This is a genomic window from Anoxybacillus tengchongensis, assembly GCF_014201585.1.
GTDB lineage: Bacteria > Bacillota > Bacilli > Bacillales > Anoxybacillaceae > Anoxybacillus > Anoxybacillus tengchongensis.
The window spans coordinates 268,544-291,950 of sequence record NZ_JACHES010000001.1 but is presented as its reverse complement, the minus strand read 5'-3'; the positions used below and the strand labels follow the sequence as shown (position 1 = coordinate 291,950).

The window sequence follows — 23,407 nt, the reverse complement described above, 5'->3', positions numbered from 1 at the left end:
AGGGGAGTTTTTTGCTACGAATTTTACTCATTGCCGTTCTATCGATTGGCATTGCTGGCACAGCATATTGGGGTTATCGAGAACACCAACAAAAAAATGCGATTTTGATTCATGCGGAAAACAACTATCAACGTGCATTTCACGATTTAACGTATCAAATTGACTTGCTTCACGATCAAATTGGAACAACGCTTGCGATGAACTCCCGTCAATCTTTGTCACCAGCGCTTGCGGAAGTATGGCGTCTTGCCTCGGAAGCGCACGCAACTGTTGGGCAGCTCCCTCTTTCTCTTTTACCTTTTAACAAAACAGAAGAGTTTTTGTCTAATATTGGTTCATTTAGCTACCGCGCGGCGATTCGGGATTTGGATAAACAACCGTTAAATAGTGAAGAATATAAAACATTACAACAACTATATAAAAAGTCTGCCGATATTCAACAAGAGTTGCGAAACGTGCAACATCTCGTATTAGAAAACAACTTGCGGTGGATGGATGTTGAGCTGGCACTCGCGACAAACAACCGTCCAAATGACAACACAATTATTGATGGGTTTAAAACGGTAGAAAAAAACGTTCAATCTTATAACGAAACCGATTTCGGCCCTTCGTTTACAAACGTTGAAAAGCGAACAAAAGGGTTTGAACATATTTCTGGAAAAAAGATTACGAAAGAAGAAGCAAAACAAATTGCAAAAACATTTCTTGGGCTAGAAGGAAATGAGGAAATACAAGTTGTTCATAGCGGAGAAGGAGCGAGTGACGCGTTTTATAGTGTGACGATTAAAAATCCAAAAACAAAGAGTGAGACGTATATGGATATTACCGAAAAAGGGGGATATCCGATTTGGGTTATTGAAAATCGCCCGGTTAACAAACAAAACATCAGTTTAAATGACGCAACGATACGCGGGCTTCGCTTTTTAAAACAACATAAATTTAACAACTTCGAACTGTACGAAAGTACGCAGTATGATCATGTCGCTGTGCTCACGTTCGTTACAGCACAAAACGGTGTTCGTATTTATCCTGAATCAATTAAAATGAAAATCGCACTAGATGATGGAAACATTATTGGTTTTTCCGCTCGCGACTACTTATCGTCAAAACGTGAACGAACCATTCCAAAACCAGCGATTTCGATTGAACAAGCACGCAAAAAAATGAATCCGAATGTCACCATTATGGAAGAAAGAAAAGCGATTATTATGAACAATGTAAATCAAGAAGTACTTTGCTATGAATTTTTAGGAACGCTCGGGGACGACACATACCGCATTTTCATTAATGCACAAAATGGAATCGAAGAAAAAGTAGAAAAACTTCAAAATCCTGAACCTATATATGGTGAAATATAAGGGGCTAGCAATCAGCCCCTTTTTTCTGTCGTTTCGATGATGGCGTCACGCATAATAGTGATCATCACTTCTAGTTGTTCAAATGTACTAGCTAACGGTGGCATAAAGACGATGACATCCCCGAGCGGACGTGTTAACATCCCTTTTTCTCTCATCGTTAGCGTAGTTTTATATCCCATACGTTCGGCCCATGGATACGGTTCGTGTGTCTGGCGATCACGCACAAGTTCGATGCCACACATGAGTCCAAGTTGGCGCACATCACCAACATGCTCGAGCTCAGTAAACGATGCAAGTTGTTCGGCAACAAACGCCGCCTTTTTTTCTACTTGTTCTATCAGTCGCTCACGCTCAAAAATTTCTATGTTCGCTAAAGCAGCCGCACAACCGAGCTGGTTCCCTGTATAAGAATGTCCATGGAAAAACGTTTTAAACTCTGTATAATCGCCATAAAACGCTTCATAAATCGTTTCAGTTGTCAATGTAGCAGCAATTGGCAAATAACCGCCAGTAATACCTTTTGCAACCGTCATAATATCAGGTTTCACATCTTCATGCTCAATCGCAAATCGCTTTCCTGTTCGTCCAAAGCCCGTAGCTACTTCATCGACAATCAATAAAATGTTATATTTCCGACATAATTGCTCTACTCCTTTTAAATACCCTGTTGGCATTACATGCATGCCACCTGCTCCTTGAATCATCCCTTCAACAATCATCGCTGCAATTTCTTCATGATGTTCGGCAAATATTTTTTGTAATGCCTCTAACGCTTCATCGCGCACAATGTTCGGATCGTTGCTTGGATGACGATAGACAAGCGGAAATGGGGCTTTATAGCTCGTAAACATAAGCGGTTCATATACGGTATGAAAAATGTCGATGGCTCCGACGCTAATGGCACCAACTGTGTCTCCGTGATAGCCGTTTGTCAACGTGACAAATTTTTGTTTTTTATCTTTCCCGATATTCCGCCAATATTGAAAAGCGATTTTTAGCGCAATCTCTACCGCTTCTGCTCCACTATCCGAATAAAACACGCGCGTTAAATGATTTGGCGTCCATTCGATTAATTTTTCAGCTAATGCAATAGCAGGAACATTCGCTGCACCTAAAAGCGTCGAATGAGCAATTCGTTCAAGTTGAGTCCGAATCGCATCGTCAATTTCTTTTTTTCGATGACCATGAACGTTTAACCAAAGGGATGAATATCCGTCATAATATGTTTTTCCGTTCACATCTGTCAAAAAAATACCTTCACCGCTTTCAATGACGAGTGGATGTTGCTCATAATCTTTCATTTGTGTAAATGGTAACCATAAATATGTTTTACTTTTTTCAATCCACTCGTTCATTGCCACCATTCCTTTCGCCATACAATTTCACCTCGTAAAAAGTTCGTCATATGCGGAATTTCACCAATCACTGGAATATTTGTCATCGCTTCAATCATTCGTATGTTCTCTTGTTCAATTTCATTTTTTGGTGTAGAAAAGCCGTTCATGATAATGCCAGCTATTTGTAAACCAAATGATTTTGCATATTGTACGGTTAACACCGTATGGTTAATCGTTCCGACACTCGCTCGAGCAACAATAATGATCGGAAGAGATAACAACTGAGCTAAATGAGCAACAAGAAACGATTCGTCAACGAGCGGAACGGCAATTCCTCCTGCACCTTCGACAAGTACAAAATCATGCGTTTGTTGTAGCCTTCTCATATGTAACAAAATACGATCTGGTTCTATTGTGACCCCATCAATTTTTGCAGCAAGATGTGGCGAGCAAGGAGTTTTTAGTAAATATGTACATCCATCTTCATCAGCCACATTGATCACTTTTCGATACATGTCCACATCAGGCGCAACCCATTTTCCATCTCGCCATTGCGCTCCGCTTTGCACAGGCTTATAAGCCGTTGCACGTATACGTTTATCGGTAAGAGTACGCAACATGCAAGCGGTAACAAATGTTTTTCCGACATCTGTGTCTGTCCCTGTAATGAAAAAACCTTTCATAATGTTCCTCTCCCTTTTATTTGTTAACTTTTATTTTATTATAGTTAACAATATAAAACAACAAAAAAAATGCCCGAGCGTTACTCGGACACTTTTTTCTCCCTTTTTGCAATACATGCAGCAATGAAGTCGCCATGGAAACGACCGTTTTCAATAAAAATTTCATTGGCGTTATTTCCAGCCGCAATAACCCCGGCAATAAAAATACCTTCTACATTTGTTTCCATCGTTTCCGGGTTGTACATTGGTCGCCCTGTCTCAGCATCAATGTTAACACCCATTTTCTGTAAGAAATCGTGGTCAGGATGATATCCCGTCATCGCAAAAACGAAATCATTTTTTATTTTCTTTTCTTCACCATTTACTGTATAAATGACCGCATCTTCTGTAATTTCTTTCACATGAGCATTAAATTCCATCGTAATGACACCTTGACGCACAAGCGAGTCAAACTCAGGTAAAATCCACGGTTTAATGCTGGAAGAATATTGTGAACCGCGATACAAAACGGTGACGCGCGCCCCTGCTTTTACAAGTTCTAACGCTGCATCAACACTTGAGTTTTTTCCCCCAATGACGACACAATCTGTATTGTAGTATGGATGGGCTTCTTTAAAATAATGAGTCACTTTCGGCAAATGCTCTCCAGGTACATTCATATAGTTTGGATTGTCATAATACCCTGTTGCAATAATGACGTATGTCGCTTCGTACGTATCTTTACTTGTCTCCACAATAAACGTTCCATTGGCTTGTTTCGTCACGCGCTCTACTTTTTCAAACGAATGAACACGAATATTTTTCCGCGTCACAACTTCTCGGTAATAAGCGAGGGCTTGATTGCGCTTCGGCTTGCGATTTTCTGTAATAAACGGTACACCACCAATTTCTAAACGATCACTCGAACTAAAAAATGTTTGATGTGTCGGATAATGATATATTGAATTGACGATATTTCCTTTTTCGATAACAAGCGGTGAAAAGTTTGCGTTTTGCAAAGCAATCGCAGCTGCTAATCCGCACGGTCCTCCACCGACAATAATCATTTGTTCTTTTTTCACTTGACGCTCACCTCAATAAAAAATCTCCTATCATACAATGATAGGAGATTTTTTGCGTTCGTGCAAACATTAAATCCAACCGCGGAAACGGCACGCTTCCGCCATTTTACGCACACCGACCATATAAGCTGCTAAGCGCATATCGACGCGACGTGTTTGAGCAGTTTCATATACGTTATTAAACGCTTTCACCATCACTTTTTCAAGTTTTTCTTCCACTTCTTCTTCCGTCCAGTAATATCCTTGATTGTTTTGCACCCATTCGAAGTAAGAGACCGTTACACCACCAGCGCTTGCTAAAACGTCAGGAACGATCAAAATGCCACGCTCCGTTAAAATTTCTGTCGCTTCTAATGTCGTTGGACCGTTTGCCGCTTCGACAACGATTTTCGCTTTAATGTTGTGCGCATTTTCTTCTGTAATTTGGTTTTCAATCGCAGCTGGCACTAAAATGTCGCACTCTAATTCAAGCAACTCTTTGTTCGTAATTGTATTTTTAAACAGCTTCGTCACTGTACCAAAGCTGTCGCGACGATCTAATAAGTAATCAATATCAAGACCATTTGGATCGTATAAACCGCCGTATGCATCAGAAATGCCAATGACTTTCGCTCCAGCATCATGCATAAACTTCGCCAAATAACTTCCCGCGTTACCGAATCCTTGCACAACAACACGCGCGCCTTTTAAGTCGATGCCGCGCTTTTTAGCCGCTTCGCGAATACAAATTGTAACACCTTTAGCTGTTGCCGTTTCACGACCGTGTGAACCACCGAGTACAAGCGGCTTTCCTGTAATGAATCCCGGCGAGTTAAATTCGTCAATACGGCTATATTCATCCATCATCCACGCCATAATTTGCGAATTTGTAAACACATCAGGCGCAGGAATATCTTTTGTTGGACCGACAATTTGGCTAATGGCGCGAACGTAACCGCGACTTAGTCTCTCTAACTCACGGAATGACATCGTACGCGGATCGCATACAATTCCGCCTTTTCCACCGCCATACGGTAAATCAACAATCCCACATTTTAAACTCATCCAAATAGAAAGTGCTTTCACTTCACGTTCTGTCACATTCGGGTGAAAGCGAATACCCCCTTTAGTTGGACCGACCGCATCGTTATGCTGTGCACGGTAGCCAGTAAACACTTTTACTGAGCCATCATCCATGCGCACCGGAATTTTCACCGTTAACATGCGCAACGGCTCTTTCAACAGCTCATACACCTCTTCAGGATATCCGAGCTTTTCAAGTGCTCTATGTATGACGATTTGCGTTGCTCGTAGGACATCATGTTTTTCTTCGTTGGTATGCTTTTCGGCTACCATTTGTAAACCTCCCATAACCTTTTGTAAAATATTGTCCGCCTTTCATGTCATAGTATACACCTTCTATGCGCATATGCAAAGAAGTTTTTATTGATTTTTTGTAATCGTTTTCAAAAAAAAACGATCATTCACATGACAATACGAAAGCGATATAATGAACATACGATAGAAAGGGGCGAAAAAGATGAAAAAACGAATTTTATTTTGTTTTGCACATCCTGATGATGAGACGTTTACGGTTGGAGGATTGCTTGCCTCATTAGCGAAGCGTGAGGATGTCGAAACGATCGTATATAGTGCGACGCTTGGCGATGCTGGAAAATGCGGAAATCCGCCAGTTTGTACAAAGGAACAACTCCCTCACGTGCGTAAAAAAGAATTACAACAAGCGACAACTATTTTAGGTGTTGATTACGTCGTTACCGATACATATCCCGACGGAAAACTAACCGAATATGAAACACAACTTGTTGATTCGATTCGTCTCATAATTGAACAATATAAACCGACCGTTGTCGTCACTTTTCCGCCACATGGTATTTCTGGACATCGAGACCATCAAGCGATTCAGCGAGCCACCTATCAAGCAGTAACATCAATGGATCATATTGTCGAACAGTTGTATTACGTGACTGTCGTTGGTCGTTCGAACCGTTACGGTGACCCAATCGAAAACATTGATATCGTCTTTACGTTTACAGATGAAGAAGCAAAAAAAGTGCGCGAAGCTTTGCTTGCGCACCGCACGCAACATTTATCTGTCGAGCGCGTGTTCCCGACTATTCATCATGACTCGTTTCATAAGTTTCAAAATCGTGAATACTTTATACGTGCATGGTCAAAAGAAAGTGAGCCACCATATCCGTTTTAAAAAATAACCTTCGCGCATGGGCGAAGGTTATTTTTGTACAAAGTATTTATATAGTTGGGCGATCGCTTCGTTGGCGATCAATTTTTTGCCGTACTCTTCGACACGATAAATCGTCAATGTGGATGGGCTGCCGTATTCAGCCAAAATAGCAACAAAGTCATCTGTCGGAATAACGGATTCAGCAAAATGTAAATAAAAGCGTCCTTCATAACTGTAAAGCGAGCCGCCATGACAACCGAGCGAATAAAGACGTGTTGCTAATTGAATGACATCTTCAAACGTTTGAAATTCGAAAAATATATCATCGCTTTCATCTAGCGTTACTTGCATTTCAATATAATCGTCGCTAAACTCGTCTTCCTCATCTGTCATCTCACCTTCGCTCGTTACGATCACGACCATGCCCTGTGCCGGTAAAGAGTACACTTCAACAGCGACCGACCCGTTAATTTCAAAGCCGAGCTCCTCACTTGCTTCCTCAATCATATCACGAAATAGTTCATGCACTTTAAACGTGTCTTTCCATAAATCTTCTTTCGTTAAACCGCGCTCGACTAGATCATCAAATGTGAGGAATATTTTAATTTTATTGTAGTTTAAGCGTTCAAGCCGCATAAACATCCCTCCTTACCTACACAGACTTTACTGTTAGCATATGACGAACGTGTAAAAATGTTCGTCATATTACTAATGAGTTTACATCGTTTTCTCCCTTTTAGACAAGTATTTTTCATTCGATTTTAACCATTCATCCCATTGCTCTTTTGACTGTCCGAGAAGATGATCGCGATACTTATTTTTCACTGGTTCGTCCATCTCATCAAACGCCCGTCCCCCAATTCCAATACGAATATGTGGATATGTTTGTTTCAATTGATCGACAAGTTGTAGTGTCGCTCGTACATTTTGTTGTAACGTGCAAGATAAAAAGAGGTATGAGGGTTTCACTTCATGAATAACAATCGGTAAATCTTGTTGTTGAATGCTTGCCCCTAAATAAATGGTTTCATAACCTCTTCTGCGCAAATATAAAGTAAAAATAAGTAATCCAAGTTCATGCCATTCATTTGGCCCGCAAACAGAAATCGTTTTCGGAAGCAAGCGATTCACTGGAATCATAGAAAAGGCCATACCAAGTCGTGAGCGTAAAAAGGCGGAAGCGAAATGTTCATGTGCGCTCGTAATTTTTTCATTTTCCCATAAGTCCCCGATCTTTACAAGAAGTGGACTTAATATGTCAAGTGCAACTTTTTCAACCGTATATAAACTGAACGCCTCGTTTAACAATTCATGTGCTGTCCACTCTTCAAATGATAAAAGGGCTTGCAATAACCGTTCGCGAAGCGCAGTGACATGATCTTCTGCTTGTATATGCATTTCTGACGGTCGCTGTTCTAACAGCGAAATGGCTTGGCTAATTGTAAACCCTTGATTTACTTTATCAACGAGCCATTTTAATATTTGTACTTGCTCTTCTGTATATAGACGGTGCCCTGCTTCATTGCGCGGTGGGGCAATAATTTGATAGCGGCGCTCCCACGCCCGCAACGTCCCGGGTTGAATCCCTAGCATGTTTGAGACCGCCTTCACATTATATTTTCCTTCTTGTGTTGACATACAAAATCCTCCATATCTCGCGTCATTCTGTCAACATTATAGCGGATGTGAAGGAAGTGTGTAAAATTTGTATAGGTTTTGCTTAACTTTTTTCATGTTTTAATTCAATGAGATGCGTCTCTGCGCGTGCACCTAAACGAAGTGGGAGCGTCGTCGTCCCATATCCGTTGCTAACAAGCAACATCGTTCCATTTATATTTTGCAAACATCCTTTCTCATATAAGCCAAACGGTCCGAGACGAATTTGTCCACCATGCGTATGTCCACTTAAGACGAGATCAATTTGATGTTGTGGCATGATTTTTTCAATAATGCGTGGATCATGACTAACGAGAATGCGAAACGTTGTATGCTCTGCATCGCTTAACGCAAGATCGAGCCGATCTCGCCTTTTATTCATATCATCAACACCGAGCAAAGCGATGCAATCACCTCGCTCACTTTCAAATGTAACCGCTGTATTATCTAATATTTTCACACCGCTTTCAAGTAGTAGTGCGTCTAACTCATGGTAATCTACTTCATAGTCATTATTTCCCCAAACAAAATAAACAGGACCGAGCTGTTTTAACAATTCAATATTTCGTTTGACACGTGAAAATGGGACCCCTTTTTCAGTTAAATCGCCGCCGATAATGACAAGATCGACTTTTCCTTTTAATGAATCAATAAACGTTTCAGATATACGTCGACGATGAATATCTGAAATAAAAAAAAGACGAAAGCGAGAAAAGCTTTCTGGAAACGTTGGAAATGATAATGAATGAAAAACTACTCGATGACGATGCGCTTCGATCCACATGTATATCATAAATGCAACAAAAGCTACGATAATATACACCATATTAACTTTCCCTCTCTTTGTATACGTTCATTGACATCATACCATATGCAAAAGAAAAGAGAAAAAAAATTATCGTTTTTTTCACATCAATCATCGACAATATAAAAAATGTGAGCAATACGCTATACGAAAGAAATTGCTCTTTTCGGTTCGTTGTTTCCTTTCGCCACGCTTGTAACGTATGCCAAGTCGCTGAGCGAATTAAAATCGCATTAGAAATAAAACCAATAAAAAAACTAACAAGCGCAAAAAATGTTTTCAGTGGATCGAAAATGATATCCGTTAAAAACACTTCCAACACGAACGGATCTACCGTTGGCGTCCAAGCGATCATAAAATATCCACATAACAATCCAACAATAAAAAGAAACCACATGTTGCTCCCTCCCTTTTTCAACATATGAAGCGAGAGAGTTTGTGGTCACTTATTTTCATGGTAAAGCGAAATATCGTACGTTTTTTTCATCCATTCATAAAGAACGTGCCTTTTCTCCCACGCCCGCTCTTGAAGCAATTCGTTACTTTTCTGAATGAATTCACAACGGAGTGCATGGAAGTCTTGCTCCGCTTTTTCGCTTTTCTTTTTATAAAAAAAGGCGAGCCAAGCGAGCGAGCCAACGAATACAGCGAACCAAAAGGTATGTTCATCATCAATGAGTGCCATCATCATTCGTTCTATGGATGGACGATGCGGAATAACGATCGTCTGATACATATATAATCCAAATAAAGCAAGTGAAAGCAAAAACAAAATGAATGATAGTTGCATTCTTTTTTTCATGTCATTCCATTCTTTTTTATGCATCATGACTCGCTTTAAAATCACTTCTGTTACTTCGTCTAATTCAATCGGAAAAATCATAACCACCCCTACCGATCATGTTTTACTACGATTGTATGTCCATCGGTGAGGCAGTATACCTTATTTTCCATTCATATTCGGGATTTTTAATACTTGGCCTTTTTGTAGCTTCATGCTCGTTAAATGATTCCATTCTTTAATGAGATCCATTCCTTTTTCATTTCCATAATATTTCATCGCAATACTATATAATGTTTCATTTTCTTGTACCGTATGATACGTAAAGGATGACTCTGTCTCATTCGACTCCTGTTCCACTTCTTTTGCTTCGTTTTCAAGCGGCTGTTGTGGCTTATGTTCTTTTTGTTGATCGACATCAACAGTCTCATAGCTTTCATTATCAATCGTCACGACTTGGATCGGTCGTTTTTCAACTAAGTGGTATATGCTATAAATGGAAATAGGTAATAAAGCAAAAAAGAGCGCAAGAATGCGAATGAGCGGATGTTTGATTTTCCATTTCGTTTTTTTCTTTTTATGCACTTCGCTACGGGGTGGCAACTGAAGTTCATCATTTTCTAGCCGCTTCCCGATACTTTCCATCTTCTTGCGCAAGTTTTCTGCTTGATCTTCACGCATCATTTGTCACCTCTTTTGTGCAATATCGGATGTGTAACGCTAAAATAAAATCTATAAGAAAATGAGCAAAAATCGTTACCCATAAATTATTTGTCCATTCATATATAAGCCCAATCCAAAAACTCAAACTAACAACAGCAACGAGGAGAAGCCATTTTCGCCAATAGCGAATGTGCAATAAAGCAAAAATGACGCTTGCGAAAAATAAGCCAACGTGTGTTTGAATGACACCGCGAAACAACAGCTCTTCACAAAATGCAATGACCATAGTCATCAGAAAAATGCTCGGTACCGAACGGGAACGAAATAATTTTTCATTAATTCCACCATCATCATACCATTGTTCAGGAGCATACTGAATAAGTAAAAAATCGACAAAAAGGACGAGCGCCGCACAACCGCTACCGTATAATAGTATTTCCCGTATATCCCACTGCCACATCGAAAAAAATGTCACAGGCGTAAATAAAAATAGACTGAATATGACAGCAACAAGAAAAATAAGCGCTTGTGTTATATATAGATGATATACAATTTCTCGGTCGTTCATTTGACTTGCTATTTCCATTTGTTTTTTAATCATTTGTTCCCCACCTTTATGGCAAACATTGAACAAAGCTCTTCATGCCAAGACCGAAGCTGTATTTGTTGAATGCGTTCGATAGTGGCATCTGTATGTATATGGGCGCCACATTGGTCGCAACAACGTTCGTTTTTAAGCGGCTGTTGTTCAAAATACGAAAGAAGCGAACGTCGACGACATGTGTGCCCGGTTACCCATCGTTGCATAAATATCCATTTTGTCAGTTTTTCTTTTTTTCTTTGTTCCATGCGGGCATATAGTTGCTTCGCTAATGTGTGGATATGCTCCTGTTTGTCCATTTGTTCAAGCCAATATAAAAGTAGACGTTGTTGTACATCTGTCAGCCCTGTTTCTTTCTGCCCATGACGTAAAGCGTGTAGCGCATAAACGATTTGTTCCATCGTCGGAAATTCCATGTCGATTATCGTTTGTCCCACTTGTTCATCTCCTGGTGCATACAATAATATCGCGATGCTTTCGTTTCCATCGCGCCCGGCTCGCCCAACTTCTTGCCAATATGCTTCTGGTTGTGTCGGCAAATGAAAATGGATGACAAAGCGAACGTTCGGTTTATCGATCCCCATTCCAAACGCATTTGTACAACAAATGACGTCTAACTGATCATAAACGAACTGTTGTTGAATAAGTAGTCGCTGTTCACCATCCATGCCTCCATGATAGTAGCTTACACGATGATCCTCACGAAGCACCTCGGATAATGTTTCTGCCCATTGCCGACTAGCGACGTACACAATTCCAGGTTTCGGCAATATCGCAACGAGATGTTTTAACATCGTGATTTTTTCTTCTAGCGTACGAACATATTGAACGCATAAACAAATGTTTGTGCGATCAAGTGGATACACGTGTTGTTTGACATGATCCAGACGAAGCGTTGTCACGATATCATCAATGACTTGGCGTGTAGCGGTTGCCGTTAGTGCTAAACAAGGCGGATTGCCAAGCGTCTCGCGAAGAAGACCTAGCTTCAAAAAATCAGGGCGAAAATCGTGTCCCCATTGTGAAATACAATGCGCCTCATCTACAACAAACAGCGAAATGTTTATACGTGTTAGCGCTTCAATGAGTAACGGAGATTGTAAAACTTCAGGAGAAGCATAAATAAAACGATACGATGCCAACTCACGCAACACGTCTTTTTTTTCGCGATAAGAAAGGAAACGATTGAGGGCTACCACACGTTTTTCACCACGATTTCTCAGTTGTTGTACTTGATCTTCCATAAGTGAAACAAGCGGGGAAATAATCAACACACTGCCGTCTAACATATAACCCGGGAGCTGATAACAAAGCGATTTTCCTCCACCGGTCGGAAGCATAGCAACACAATTTTGTCCATTCAACACATCTTCAATAATTTCCCTTTGTCCTATGCGAAACGAATCGTAACCAAATCGTTCCTTTAATATGTCAAGCATCTTCTCTCTCCCACCTTGCTAGCGCGAGCCGAATTTCGAAATAAGAAACGTCTGGTAACAATTCTTTTATCGCCCGCAATTTTTTCGTCTTTAATTGACGTGCTTGTTGAATAATGCGCTTGCGTTTATTTTCCTCCAAAAATGGTGTCGACACAAACGTTGGAATATACGTGGCAATTTCTACAATATGATCTTCAATCGTTCCTTTTCTCAACCCGCGCAGCTGTGCAATTTGTTCAAGTGAATAACCTTCCTTTAGCAATTCCCACGTTTTTTGAGCTGAACTTGTCAATTGTGAACGTTTTCGTTCACGTAACGAATATAAAAGCGGAAATTTTTCCGTTTCTTTCTCTGTCATTTCAAGCATAAAATGAAGGACGTTTTGAAACGATAACAAAACCGCCACATCTTCCTCATTTATGGCATAAGCAATTTGTTCGTTCGTCCATCCGATGCGTTCATGGCTTGTTAACCGCCAAACGAAAATGTTAGCATCTTTTTCTTCCACATAACTAAGTAGCTCGTACATTTCTTCATATAATGAACGAGCGAGCGTTTTTATATGTGTATGTTGAAACAGCCACCGTTTCACGAACGATTGAATGTGTTCATCGCGATGTATAGGCTCAAATGACGTACGATGAATGATGTTTGAGATCGTTTGAATGAGTAAAGAGAGCCTTTTCCAAAACAAAGAAGATTCATTCATATATTTCCATCCATCAATATAAGGAGGAAGGATAAAGTGTCGAAGTTTCTCTTTTCCACTTGCAGTTGTGCAATATATATGTTCATCGACTCGAGAAATAAATCCGTCCGCCTCTAATGCTCGTGCGACATCAAATAAACGAGAACGATCAATCGGTACCGTCCCAAATAAACGGCTAACGTCATACCATTTACTATCTTGTAACGTCTGTGCTGTTTTTTTTCCATTGAGTAAATGATCGATCGCAGCGAGCGATCGTTCTCCACGAAACCGATCGATACAAAATAAAACAATATGTTGTAACATGCGACATTCACTCCATTTTCCCTTTCATTTTACCAGATTAAGCGAGGGGATGTGAGGGAAAACTACGTACTGATAAGCATTTTCATTGGAGTTTTTTATTGAAAAGTTACCGCAACACATTTATTATAAAAGTGTGAGGAATACGTTTCCAACGTTTCATATGAAGCGATTGGTTCCATATAATTAAGGAGGGTCATTGTATGCCAAAGTACACGATTGTTGACAAAGAAACATGTATTGCCTGTGGTGCATGTGGAGCGGCTGCACCAGACATTTACGATTACGATGATGAAGGTATCGCTTACGTTACGCTAGACGACAACCAAGGCATTGTTGAAGTGCCAGACGTACTTATTGATGATATGATGGATGCGTTTGAAGGCTGTCCAACAGACTCAATCAAAGTAGCGGACGAGCCATTTGACGGCGATCCAAACAAATTCGAATAAAAAACATCTAAGGGTAAGGGCAAACTTCATACGAAGCTTGCCCTTTTCTTTCGTTCAGTCATTGTCACTACTTGTCCGATCGACTATAATAAAAAAGTATACATAATAAAAAGGAGGAATTTGGCATGGCGTTTGAAAACAAAGTTGTTGAAGCGTTTATTGAAATTCCAACAGGTAGTCAAAACAAATATGAATATGACAAAGAGCGTGGCGTATTTAAACTCGATCGTGTCTTATATTCACCAATGTTTTATCCTGCAGAATATGGCTATTTAGAAAATACACTCGCATTAGATGGCGACCCGCTTGATATTTTAGTTATCGTGACAAATCCAACATTCCCTGGCTGCGTCATCGAAACACGTGTACTCGGCTACTTAAACATGGTAGACGGTGGCGAAGAAGATGCAAAGTTAATCGGCGTTCCTGTCGATGATCCGCGTTTTGCTGATGTGCGCACGCTTGAAGATCTTCCGCAACATAAACTTAAAGAAATCGCTCATTTCTTTGAACGTTATAAAGACTTAGAAGGAAAGAAAACAGAAATTGGTACGTGGGAAGGTCCAGAAGCAGCTGCGAAACTTATTGATGAATGCATCGCTCGTTACAATGAGCAAAAATAAATACATTCCATGTTTTAAGCTGGCTTTGAGCCAGCTTTTCGTCTTTTTTCCGAACATTTGTATATAAAAACGTTTTCATTTGTATGACCTTGCCGAAAGTTATTGACATGCGTATACGGTTATGTTAAATTATCAGAAATTTAAAAACTAATAGTTTGAAAGGAGCGGATATTTATGGTTCGCATTTTAGTAGCTGATGCGATGAGTGAAGAAGGTCTTGCCCCACTTCTTGCTGATCCAACGATTGAAGTCGTACAAAAAAAAGTAGTTGATGTAGAAGATGAGCTTGATCAATTTGATGCGTTACTCGTTCGTAGCGCAACAAAAGTAACCGAACAATTACTCCAAAAAATGAAAAATTTAAAAATTGTTGGACGCGCTGGAGTTGGTGTGGACAATATTGATGTTGATGCAGCTACACGATACGGTGTCGTCGTCATTAACGCCCCAAATGGCAATACGATTTCAACAGCGGAACATACATTTGCGATGATGGCTTCATTAGTGCGTCGTATTCCACAAGCGCATATCTCGGTCAAATCACGTGAATGGAATCGTTCCGCTTTCGTTGGTGTCGAGTTATTTGGAAAACATTTAGGTATTATCGGCTTTGGTCGCATTGGTTCTGAAGTAGCGAAACGGGCGCGAGCATTCGGTATGCATGTTCATGTGTACGATCCATTTTTAACGAAAGCACGAGCAGAAAAAATTGGTGTCGACGTTTGCACGCTTGATGAGTTGCTTGCACAAGCGGATATCATTACCGTACATACACCGCTAACAAAAGAAACAAAAGGGCTTCTCGGTCCGAAAAACTTAGCAAAAACGAAAAAAGGTGTGTATTTAATTAACTGCGCCCGCGGTGGAATTATCGACGAACAAGCGCTCATTTCGTTTTTAGAAAATGGACACGTGGCAGGCGTTGCGCTCGATGTATTTGAACAAGAGCCTCCAGGAGATCATCCACTTCTTTCTTTTGATAACGTCATCGTCACTCCACATCTCGGGGCATCAACAGTCGAAGCGCAAGTGAATGTAGCGACACAAGTAGCTCAAGAAGTATTAACATTTTTACAAGGAAAACCTGTCACATCGTCCATTAACTTGCCGACACTTTCAAAAGATGTATACGAAAAAATTCAAGCTTTTTATACATTAGCTCGAAAAATGGGCATTGTAGCTTCGCAATATATGAGCGAACCCGTTCAAGAAATTGCGATTACGTATTCAGGTTCTGTTGCAGATTTAGAAACAACATTTATTACACGTAGTTTGCTCGCTGGATTTTTAAAACCTCGCGTTGCGTCAACCGTCAACGAAGTGAACGCAGCGATGATCGCCAAAGAACGCGGTATCGCCTTTAGCGAAAAATTTTCAGCAAACGGAAACGACTACAACAATAGCATTACATTAACAGTATATGGTGAAAACAAAACGTTTACGATGAAAGGAACGCATATCGCTCACTATGGTGATCGTATCGTTCACTTTAACGGTTTTGCGATCGACTTTGCTCCAGAAGGACATTTGTTGTACATTCAACATCATGACAAGCCAGGAATGATCGGAAAAGTCGGAAACATTTTAGGTGACCATCAAGTAAACATCGCAACGATGCAAGTTGGTCGCCAAGAAGTTGGTGGAAAGGCGATTATGATGCTTTCGCTCGATAAACCGCTTGATGATACACTCGTTGAAACACTCGAACAAATTAGCGATATTGATGTTGTGAAAAAATTAGAAGTATAAAAGGTTCAGCCGCATGGCTGAACCTTTTCTTATCCAAGTGGAACGGCTTTTCGTTCCCCTTTACAAAACGTCATAATTTCCTTGTAACCGACTGTTTTAGCAAGAGCGATCGCTTTGTCATAATCGGCACCGACATCTTGTGGTACGTGTGCATCGGATGATAGCACGATGGGAATGCCTTTGTCATAGCACATTTGTAATAGACGAGGATCAGGATATAGTTCACCAACCGGTTTACGCAAACCTGCCGTACTAATTTCAACGCACGTTTTAGAATTCGCTAACGCTGTTGTTGCACGATCGTACTGTTCAAACAAAAACTCTTCGTCTTCTGGCACATATTTAAAAATTTTCACTAAATCTAAATGACCGATAATGTCAAATAAGTTCGACTCAGCTAACGTGACAACTTGATCGAAATATTTTCGATATGTATCGTATATATCACGACGATCCCACTCTTTCCGAAACTCGGCTAAATCAATGCCAAAATCATCAACCCAATGAATCGAACCGATGACATAATCAAAATCGTAGGCGCGAATAAATTGTGCCATTTCTTCATGTTTGCCTGGCGTATAGTCCATTTCGATCGACATTTTCACATCAATTCCAGCATCCCACGCTTCGTGAAATAAACGAACGTAGTCAGCCATGTCATAATAACGACGTTCTTCAATCCATGGATTCGATAAAATATTTTTCGTTTGATAAAAATGATACGCATGTTCCGAAATACCGAAATGTTCAATTCCTTTTCGTGCAGCTTCGTCGGTAAATTGCTTTAAATAATCGAGCGTTAACGTGCCGCGCTCTAAATGATTATGGTAATCTGTTAACATTTTTTTCTCCCCCTTTCGTATTGTTTTTCATTATATAGCACATGTCTCTCTTTTTCTAGTTGTTTAAGCCAACAAGAAACAATAAATGAATGCATGCTGCCATGCCAACAACAACAAGCACGCGTTTCATCATATCTTCCATCGTTTATTCCCTCCCGTTCACCGATGACCATATATGTTGTATGCAAAAAAATGAACGGTTAGAACGATAGAACATAACATTTTACAATTCATTTACAATCGGATAAAAAAGTGTTTGCGCCAGTGATTGTAGTAACGGTGCGTTCTTTCGATGATAACTTACGAGCACACATGTCGCTGGACCAGCAGAAGCATGTAGTGGAAGGGGGCAATGAATCGATTTATCCCCATGAATGAGCTTCCACTCATGCCATATTCCTTTTGAACCGATTGGGATCATTTCATACACCCCATCTATGTGCAACAACATACGAAATAAAGAAAGCGGAATCATGCGGTCCTTTTTATGCATAACCGCTTCGCCAACGAGTGGCTCACCGATCACTGCCCAGCACGCATCAGTTGGTGTCACGTTTATTCTCTTTTCTGTTTTCCCTACCGTTCCGACAGCAACAAATCCAACAGCGGATTGCATAAGCGGTATGTTTGACTCGCTACTCCCTGTTACAGAAAGCGATAACTGTAACTCTGCCATCGTTTGTTCAACGCCTGTGACAAGTGCACCCCATGAACGATCATCGACAAAGTTTTGTAGTATAAAAGCATTAGGTGTTGCCCCAATGCTTAGGAGTTCCATGAGCGCAACGCGAGCTCCGTAATAACCAACAACGTCATATGGTACATGAACAACATCATATTGCTTTAATCCAATCCCACCCGAACAATCCGTTGCAAAGACGAGCTCATGTTGTTCGTCAAGCGGCACACATAATACATCACGCATGCTGCTCCCCCCTGACACGTTGTAACGCTTTTGAAACAACAATAGCAATCGCCAAATTGACTGCCGTTGCTAACGCAAGAGAAGGGACAATAGATAAAACAAATGCTGGACTAATAATCCATATAAATGGCAACGGTGCAATAAATGCGTTGCCTATAAAAAAACATATATAACTGTAAATGAGCCAACCTCTTTTTATGAGTAAGCCGACAACATACAAAAGCGTAGCCATTTCACACGCTACAAGCAGATGAAATGGCCCGAGCGGAAAACCGCCAAACAACGCAGATACAATATGACCGACACTAGCAATGAGCGCAGCCGCCGTCGGACCGAGTAAAAAGGCCGCTACAACCGCAGGGGCGCTATCGAGCGCAATGCTGCCAATTGTAAATGGGATTTTTATAAGCGAACCGATGACTGATAAACTAATAAACATAACAAGCAACGTCAGACGCCGCATCATCATTCTCCCTTCTTTTCTTCTTTATCACGAAACACGATCGCACTCCGTTCATATTCTACGTCTTTCACTTGCAAGCGAGCGTTGACAACGCGCGCAACTGCAAATAAATAGTCTGATAAACGGTTAATATATTGCAAAACGACTTTGTTCATTTGTTCTTGTTTCATTAACGCCACGACACAACGTTCCGCCCTCCGCGTTACTGTACGTGCCATATGTAACGCAGCTGCCTGCGGTGACCCTCCCGGCAAAATAAACCGTTCTAGCGGTGGCGCTTGTTGAATATATGCATCAATCCGTTCCTCTAAAAACGTCACCATATCTTCTTTCACTTTGTACGGCATTTTTTCACTAACGATCGCTAAGTCGCCTCCACAATCAAACAGCTCATGTTGAATGCGCTGTAGTTCTTGATAAATATCGCGAAATTTCTCATCTTGCAATAACGTCATCGCCCAACCGATGACTGAATTTGCTTCATCAATCGTTCCGTATGCTTCCACACGCATATGGTTTTTATCAACTCGTCCACCAACTAAACTCGTTTGCCCTTGATCTCCTGTTTTCGTGTACAATTTCATAGTCAATCACCCCTATTTTATTTGTTCATGCATACCACACCATATGTAATCCACACGGTTACATATGCGCGCAAGCTGTTGATACGTCCAGCCTACCACATCTCGCCACGCTCGTTCATGCGCATCAATTGGCACAATTCCTTGACTAATATCACAGCCAATCCAAATGACCGTCCGTCTCCCCTCTTTTTCCCATCTTTCCCACGCATACATATACGACATGATTGCTTCTTTTTCACGTGTTGTATAAGGAAAGAAATATTCGCGAATCCATTGCTCAATTCCTTCAAGCACAACAATAGTGGCATGTTCATGACCGTTTGGAAATGAAAACGGCTGTTCATATGCACAATGCCAAACGTGTGGCGTATGCGTTAATGAATAATATGCGTTTACCCATTTTCGTTTTCCTTGAAACGCACCGCCGCTAACGAAATGCATCGCTTTCTCTCCCTCCATCGTTCTTTCGTATTATAAAGTGTCACTCCTTCGCCAAAAGAGACGTGCCATTCCCAAAACGGACGTACGTCTGGTGCGTACTGTGATAACACATAACGAATCACTCCGCCATGCGTCACAACAACAACATGCGACACCGACCGACGAACAACATCGTCAATCGCTTGTTCCACCCGTGCTTCAAAATCGGTAAACGTCTCTCCGTTTGGAGGCGCATAACGAAATGGATCGCCGAGCCAGTAGCGATACGCTTCAACCGTTTGCAATTGTTCATATGTTTTTCCTTCAAAATCGCCAAAATGGAGTTCACGCCAACGATACGAACATTCAATAACAACATCTCGGAATAAAAGCTGTGCCGTTTGTCGACAACGAAGCAAATCACTTGCCATAACGATGTCCGCTTCAAGCTGATGCGACACATTCGGTTGTTTGACAATCGGCACATTCGTCCAACCGATATATTGCTTCGCTTCATTTTCTTTCGTTACAAAATGACGAATGTATGTAATAGCCAAATGATGAGCCATAAAAAGGTTTCGCTCCCTTCAATGAACGCGCCAAGCACGTCGCCTGTTATCCCACCAAACTGCTTCACTACAAACGCGCGTGCGACAACATAAAATAACACCAATGCTATAAATAACACGATCGTTTCACGCGATAAGAAAGCAATGAGCCCGTACATGATGATAGCCGGCACATATTGGTAATCGACATATTGACGAAATGCAGCTGCCATGCCTGTTTGTTTCGCCAGCGGTGTTGTCAATAAAAGCACTGTCATTCCAAGGCGAGAAAATAACGGAATACAAAAAAGAGAAAACAATGACATATGTGCGACCGTTTCAAATATGAAAACGAAGCGAAAGCCAAGCAAAAATAAAATCGATAACACCGCAAACGCCCCAACGCGCGAGTCGCTCATAATGTCAAGGCGGCGTTTTCGATCACGATATGAAAAATACGCATCGCTACAATCCATCCACCCGTCCGCATGCAGTCCCCCTGACAGAAAGATAGAGGAAAATAGGAATGAAAACGATAAGACGAGCAAAGAAACGTGATTAAACAATAGCTCATGTTGGGCAACAAGAAACGTGCCGATGATTGCACCGACGAACGGAAATGAAAGGACAGCTCCGCGCGCTGTTCGTTCGTTCCATTCCACTTGCATACGAATAGGAAACACAGTTAAAAACTGTATCGCTAAGATCACTCCGCGCCACATGGCCATCTTCCTTTCTTTACAATCGGCAAACCGTAACGCATCAACATGGCTACATCACTGAATGAAACAATGTGTTGGTGCAATAAACCGAGTCCGCGCATATATGCATACGTTCCTTGTTCATGAGGTATACCATCATAAAATATTTCGTTACTTACAACTATACATGCTTTCGCTTGATCGCCCAATTTTTTGATTTGTTGCACGATGCGCGGTGCTTTCTCCTCTATATGCCATCGCTCATCACGAAACAGCTCATTAGCCCACAAATTTGTTAAACAATCAAGCAATACGATATGACGGTTAGAAAAAATAGGAATGATCTGATCGAGATCATACGGCTGTTCCCACGTTTGCCAACGATCATATTTTCGCTGTTGTTGATGATGAATGATACGCGCTTCCATTTCTTCATCTGTCCGCACCGCTGTGGCGATATAATGAAGCGAATCACCCGCTTCTGCTATCTTTTTCGCGCATTGTTCCGCCAATGAAGATTTTCCACTACGTACACCACCGCTAATAAATATGATCATGTCTTCCACCTTCTTAAACAAGAAAGAAGGCAATCATTTTCTTCTTTCGTTCGAATGGCTAAACGAACATATTTACCATCAAGCCCTTGAAAATTAAACGTATGACGAGCGACAATGCCATGTTGTAAAAGAAATGGGAATAGCGTCATCGTCTCATCATGCAACATATAAAAATTGACGACAGATGGTGTATATATATAGCCGAGTTCTGTAAATTGCGAAAATAATCGCTTCTGCTCCGATGCAATATACGCTTTTGTTCGTTCCACAAATGCACCGTCTTTTAATAATTGTTTCGCCATTTGTTGAGCAATCGTATTAACGCTCCACGGCGGCTGTTTCTTCATTAACTTGTTTACAACATGTTCGTGTGCGAGCACATAACCGAGTCGCACACCTGCTAGTCGATACATTTTCGTTAACGATCGCAATACAATTAAACGATCAAACGTACGCAAAAATGGAGAAACAGCATAACCGTCAAGCCAAAAGTCGTAAAACGCTTCATCAACAATAATATATACTCCTTCATCATTTGCCGCTCTCAACAAAGCATACATCGTTTCTTTTGACCATACCGTGCCCGTTGGATTGTTCGGATGGCAAACGAATAGAGCGTGTAAAGACGGCAAACGCTCGATCACTTGGTCAATTGGTGGGTGCCAATGTTTATCTAACATAAAAGACTGAACAGTACAACCGTACGCTTCACATGCCTGACGATATTCTGAAAACGTTGGCTCGATAATACCGATATGTTTTCCTGCAAATTGTTCAGCAAGCAAATAAATGCACTCGGCAGCACCATTTCCAACAAAGACGTTTGACGGCATGACATGTTCTCGTTCGGCAATGATCGTGCGAAGCGCCTCACTTCGCTCTTCTGGATACTCACTCATCCAACGAAACCATTGTTTTTTGTTTAGCATATATTCGTCTGGGAGCGAAAGCGGATTTACATTTACACTAAAATCGATATATTCGCTTGGCATATTCATTTTCATCGCTTCATATAAACGATGCGGATTAGCTCCATGTACAGGCAAATGCAAGCAAGCTCCCCCCAATCGTAAAAGCAACTGTCGTTCGTTTCATTATCGCCACAGCTTGTTCAATATGCGCGGACGCAAGTGGAACAGACGGATCACCAATCGTCGGACGAATCGATACGACACCTTTGTATGTATTCACCCCACCAAGTTGAATGCCTAATAATGCGGCCACCGCTGCCTCGCACCATCCGCTGTTTGGACTTGGATGGTTGTTGGCATCACGAAATAATAATGTCCATGCCCGCTTGTTAGCACGATGGACAAGAAGCATAACAAACGCTGTTAATCTTGCAGGAATGTAATTGAGTACATCATCTAAGCGAGCAGACGCCCAGCCGAATTGGACATATCGTTCGCTTTTATAGCCAAGCATTGAATCGCACGTATTCACAGCACGATACAACATCGCCAAAGCCCCACCGCCAAGAAAAGCATAAAAAAGGGGCGCTGTCACTCCATCGCTCGTATTTTCCGCTACCGTTTCCACACATGCACGCACGATTCCATCTTCTTGTAACATCTCTGTATCACGCCCGACAATCATCGCCACGTTTTTTCTCGCTTCCTCCATGTCACCTCTTTTTAGTGGCTCAAGCACGCTGTATGCGGCTTTTGCTAAGCTTGTCGGAGCAATAGAAACAAAAATGATCATCGCTTCGATAAACATGCCAACTAAAAAAGAAAACCGATACGCAACAGTAATGACACTATAGCTCACGACAAGCGTAAGCGTACAAACGACAAAAAGCGTGAGTAACCCTTTTCCTTTTCGCCATTTTCCTTTATTCAAGCGACGATCCATATACGTAATCACTTGTCCGATCCAACAAACAGGATGAAAGCGATGAGGATCAGCGAATATGCGGTCAAGCAAAAGCGCAAGTAATATAGCCCACACGTGCGCCACCGA

28 protein-coding genes are annotated in these 23,407 nt (G+C 41.2%); 5 read left to right on the top strand and 23 right to left on the bottom strand.

The features are described from left to right. Positions 1-11: 11 nt before the first annotated feature. Positions 12-1,358, top strand: a complete 1,347-nt coding sequence (gene ypeB, locus HNQ82_RS01620; RefSeq protein ID WP_183246592.1) for a germination protein YpeB — start codon at positions 12-14, stop codon at positions 1,356-1,358. An 11-nt stretch (positions 1,359-1,369) separates the two neighbouring features. Here the strand turns inward: ypeB and bioA are convergent, their stop codons facing one another. From bioA to HNQ82_RS01600, 4 genes are all read right to left on the bottom strand, one after another. Further along, a complete protein-coding gene (gene bioA, locus HNQ82_RS01615; RefSeq protein WP_183246590.1) occupies positions 1,370-2,734 on the bottom strand; it encodes an adenosylmethionine--8-amino-7-oxononanoate transaminase in 1,365 nt (454 codons plus the stop codon). After that, positions 2,710-3,378, bottom strand: a complete 669-nt coding sequence (gene bioD, locus HNQ82_RS01610; RefSeq protein WP_183246588.1) for a dethiobiotin synthase — start codon at positions 3,376-3,378, stop codon at positions 2,710-2,712. The genes bioA and bioD overlap by 25 nt, the downstream gene beginning before the upstream one ends. Before the next feature lie 80 nt (positions 3,379-3,458). Beyond that, positions 3,459-4,439 carry a YpdA family putative bacillithiol disulfide reductase gene (locus HNQ82_RS01605; RefSeq protein WP_183246586.1) on the bottom strand — a complete coding sequence of 327 codons (981 nt, stop codon included), beginning with the start codon at positions 4,437-4,439 and terminating at the stop codon, positions 3,459-3,461. 69 nt (positions 4,440-4,508) lie between these two features. Then, complete coding sequence (locus HNQ82_RS01600; RefSeq protein ID WP_035046061.1) at positions 4,509-5,774, bottom strand: Glu/Leu/Phe/Val family dehydrogenase; 1,266 nt, start codon at positions 5,772-5,774, stop codon at positions 4,509-4,511. Between the two features lie 184 nt (positions 5,775-5,958). Here HNQ82_RS01600 and HNQ82_RS01595 point away from each other — a divergent pair, with 184 nt between their 5' ends. Next, positions 5,959-6,645, top strand: a complete 687-nt coding sequence (locus HNQ82_RS01595; protein WP_183246584.1) for a PIG-L deacetylase family protein — start codon at positions 5,959-5,961, stop codon at positions 6,643-6,645. Between the two features lie 27 nt (positions 6,646-6,672). Here the strand turns inward: HNQ82_RS01595 and HNQ82_RS01590 are convergent, their stop codons facing one another. The 9 genes from HNQ82_RS01590 to HNQ82_RS01550 form a co-directional block, all read right to left on the bottom strand. Continuing rightward, complete coding sequence (locus HNQ82_RS01590; RefSeq protein ID WP_032099910.1) at positions 6,673-7,260, bottom strand: genetic competence negative regulator; 588 nt, start codon at positions 7,258-7,260, stop codon at positions 6,673-6,675. 81 nt (positions 7,261-7,341) lie between these two features. Beyond that, positions 7,342-8,262, bottom strand: a complete 921-nt coding sequence (locus tag HNQ82_RS01585; protein ID WP_183246582.1) for a MerR family transcriptional regulator — start codon at positions 8,260-8,262, stop codon at positions 7,342-7,344. Positions 8,263-8,344: 82 nt separating this feature from the next. Further along, a complete protein-coding gene (locus HNQ82_RS01580) occupies positions 8,345-9,106 on the bottom strand; it encodes a metallophosphoesterase (RefSeq protein ID WP_183246580.1) in 762 nt (253 codons plus the stop codon). A gap of 1 nt (position 9,107) precedes the next feature. After that, positions 9,108-9,482, bottom strand: a complete 375-nt coding sequence (locus HNQ82_RS01575) for a hypothetical protein (protein ID WP_183246578.1) — start codon at positions 9,480-9,482, stop codon at positions 9,108-9,110. A 45-nt stretch (positions 9,483-9,527) separates the two neighbouring features. Further along, entirely contained in the window at positions 9,528-9,968 is a 441-nt protein-coding gene (locus tag HNQ82_RS01570; protein WP_183246576.1) for a DUF2663 family protein, read from the bottom strand. A 60-nt stretch (positions 9,969-10,028) separates the two neighbouring features. Further along, on the bottom strand, positions 10,029-10,547 hold the full coding sequence (locus HNQ82_RS01565; RefSeq protein WP_183246844.1) for a LysM peptidoglycan-binding domain-containing protein: 519 nt from the start codon (positions 10,545-10,547) through the stop codon (positions 10,029-10,031). Further along, positions 10,540-11,130, bottom strand: a complete 591-nt coding sequence (locus tag HNQ82_RS01560) for a CPBP family intramembrane glutamic endopeptidase (RefSeq protein WP_183246574.1) — start codon at positions 11,128-11,130, stop codon at positions 10,540-10,542. The genes HNQ82_RS01565 and HNQ82_RS01560 overlap by 8 nt, the downstream gene beginning before the upstream one ends. Next, complete coding sequence (locus tag HNQ82_RS01555; RefSeq protein WP_183246573.1) at positions 11,127-12,569, bottom strand: RecQ family ATP-dependent DNA helicase; 1,443 nt, start codon at positions 12,567-12,569, stop codon at positions 11,127-11,129. The genes HNQ82_RS01560 and HNQ82_RS01555 overlap by 4 nt, the downstream gene beginning before the upstream one ends. After that, positions 12,562-13,584 (bottom strand): YpbB family protein, encoded by a 1,023-nt coding sequence (locus HNQ82_RS01550; protein WP_183246571.1) that lies wholly within the window; start codon positions 13,582-13,584, stop codon positions 12,562-12,564. Before HNQ82_RS01550 ends, HNQ82_RS01555 begins: the two co-directional genes overlap by 8 nt. Before the next feature lie 200 nt (positions 13,585-13,784). Between HNQ82_RS01550 and HNQ82_RS01545 the strand changes: the two genes are divergently transcribed. The 3 genes from HNQ82_RS01545 (at position 13,785) to serA (ending at position 16,405) form a co-directional block, all read left to right on the top strand. Next, positions 13,785-14,033 (top strand): ferredoxin, encoded by a 249-nt coding sequence (locus HNQ82_RS01545; RefSeq protein ID WP_003394452.1) that lies wholly within the window; start codon positions 13,785-13,787, stop codon positions 14,031-14,033. Between the two features lie 125 nt (positions 14,034-14,158). After that, on the top strand, positions 14,159-14,656 hold the full coding sequence (locus HNQ82_RS01540) for an inorganic diphosphatase (protein ID WP_032099918.1): 498 nt from the start codon (positions 14,159-14,161) through the stop codon (positions 14,654-14,656). Between the two features lie 174 nt (positions 14,657-14,830). After that, positions 14,831-16,405, top strand: a complete 1,575-nt coding sequence (gene serA, locus HNQ82_RS01535; RefSeq protein ID WP_183246569.1) for a phosphoglycerate dehydrogenase — start codon at positions 14,831-14,833, stop codon at positions 16,403-16,405. Between the two features lie 29 nt (positions 16,406-16,434). On the opposite strand, the gene HNQ82_RS01530 is transcribed toward serA, so the two are convergent. The 10 genes from HNQ82_RS01530 to cbiB form a co-directional block, all read right to left on the bottom strand. Continuing rightward, positions 16,435-17,247 carry a histidinol-phosphatase gene (locus HNQ82_RS01530; RefSeq protein WP_183246567.1) on the bottom strand — a complete coding sequence of 271 codons (813 nt, stop codon included), beginning with the start codon at positions 17,245-17,247 and terminating at the stop codon, positions 16,435-16,437. Between the two features lie 223 nt (positions 17,248-17,470). Then, the gene (locus HNQ82_RS01525) at positions 17,471-18,172 is read right to left on the bottom strand and encodes an ATPase (protein WP_183246565.1); all 702 of its coding nucleotides are present in this window, start codon (positions 18,170-18,172) and stop codon (positions 17,471-17,473) included. Further along, the gene (locus tag HNQ82_RS01520) at positions 18,165-18,635 is read right to left on the bottom strand and encodes an ECF transporter S component (protein ID WP_183246842.1); all 471 of its coding nucleotides are present in this window, start codon (positions 18,633-18,635) and stop codon (positions 18,165-18,167) included. Before HNQ82_RS01520 ends, HNQ82_RS01525 begins: the two co-directional genes overlap by 8 nt. A gap of 2 nt (positions 18,636-18,637) precedes the next feature. Continuing rightward, positions 18,638-19,219, bottom strand: coding sequence for a cob(I)yrinic acid a,c-diamide adenosyltransferase (locus HNQ82_RS01515; RefSeq protein ID WP_183246564.1), 582 nt, complete (start codon positions 19,217-19,219; stop codon positions 18,638-18,640). A gap of 12 nt (positions 19,220-19,231) precedes the next feature. Beyond that, a complete protein-coding gene (locus HNQ82_RS01510) occupies positions 19,232-19,660 on the bottom strand; it encodes a bifunctional adenosylcobinamide kinase/adenosylcobinamide-phosphate guanylyltransferase (protein WP_183246563.1) in 429 nt (142 codons plus the stop codon). Continuing rightward, positions 19,612-20,208: a histidine phosphatase family protein gene (locus tag HNQ82_RS01505; RefSeq protein ID WP_183246561.1), complete on the bottom strand. Its 597-nt coding sequence runs from the start codon at positions 20,206-20,208 to the stop codon at positions 19,612-19,614. The genes HNQ82_RS01510 and HNQ82_RS01505 overlap by 49 nt, the downstream gene beginning before the upstream one ends. Further along, a complete protein-coding gene (locus HNQ82_RS01500) occupies positions 20,166-20,915 on the bottom strand; it encodes an adenosylcobinamide-GDP ribazoletransferase (protein WP_183246559.1) in 750 nt (249 codons plus the stop codon). Before HNQ82_RS01500 ends, HNQ82_RS01505 begins: the two co-directional genes overlap by 43 nt. Then, the gene (locus tag HNQ82_RS01495) at positions 20,894-21,445 is read right to left on the bottom strand and encodes a bifunctional adenosylcobinamide kinase/adenosylcobinamide-phosphate guanylyltransferase (protein WP_183246557.1); all 552 of its coding nucleotides are present in this window, start codon (positions 21,443-21,445) and stop codon (positions 20,894-20,896) included. The genes HNQ82_RS01500 and HNQ82_RS01495 overlap by 22 nt, the downstream gene beginning before the upstream one ends. Continuing rightward, positions 21,442-22,497: a threonine-phosphate decarboxylase CobD gene (cobD, locus tag HNQ82_RS01490; RefSeq protein WP_183246555.1), complete on the bottom strand. Its 1,056-nt coding sequence runs from the start codon at positions 22,495-22,497 to the stop codon at positions 21,442-21,444. Before cobD ends, HNQ82_RS01495 begins: the two co-directional genes overlap by 4 nt. Next, complete coding sequence (gene cbiB / locus HNQ82_RS01485) at positions 22,472-23,404, bottom strand: adenosylcobinamide-phosphate synthase CbiB (protein WP_183246552.1); 933 nt, start codon at positions 23,402-23,404, stop codon at positions 22,472-22,474. The genes cobD and cbiB overlap by 26 nt, the downstream gene beginning before the upstream one ends. Positions 23,405-23,407: the final 3 nt, after the last annotated feature.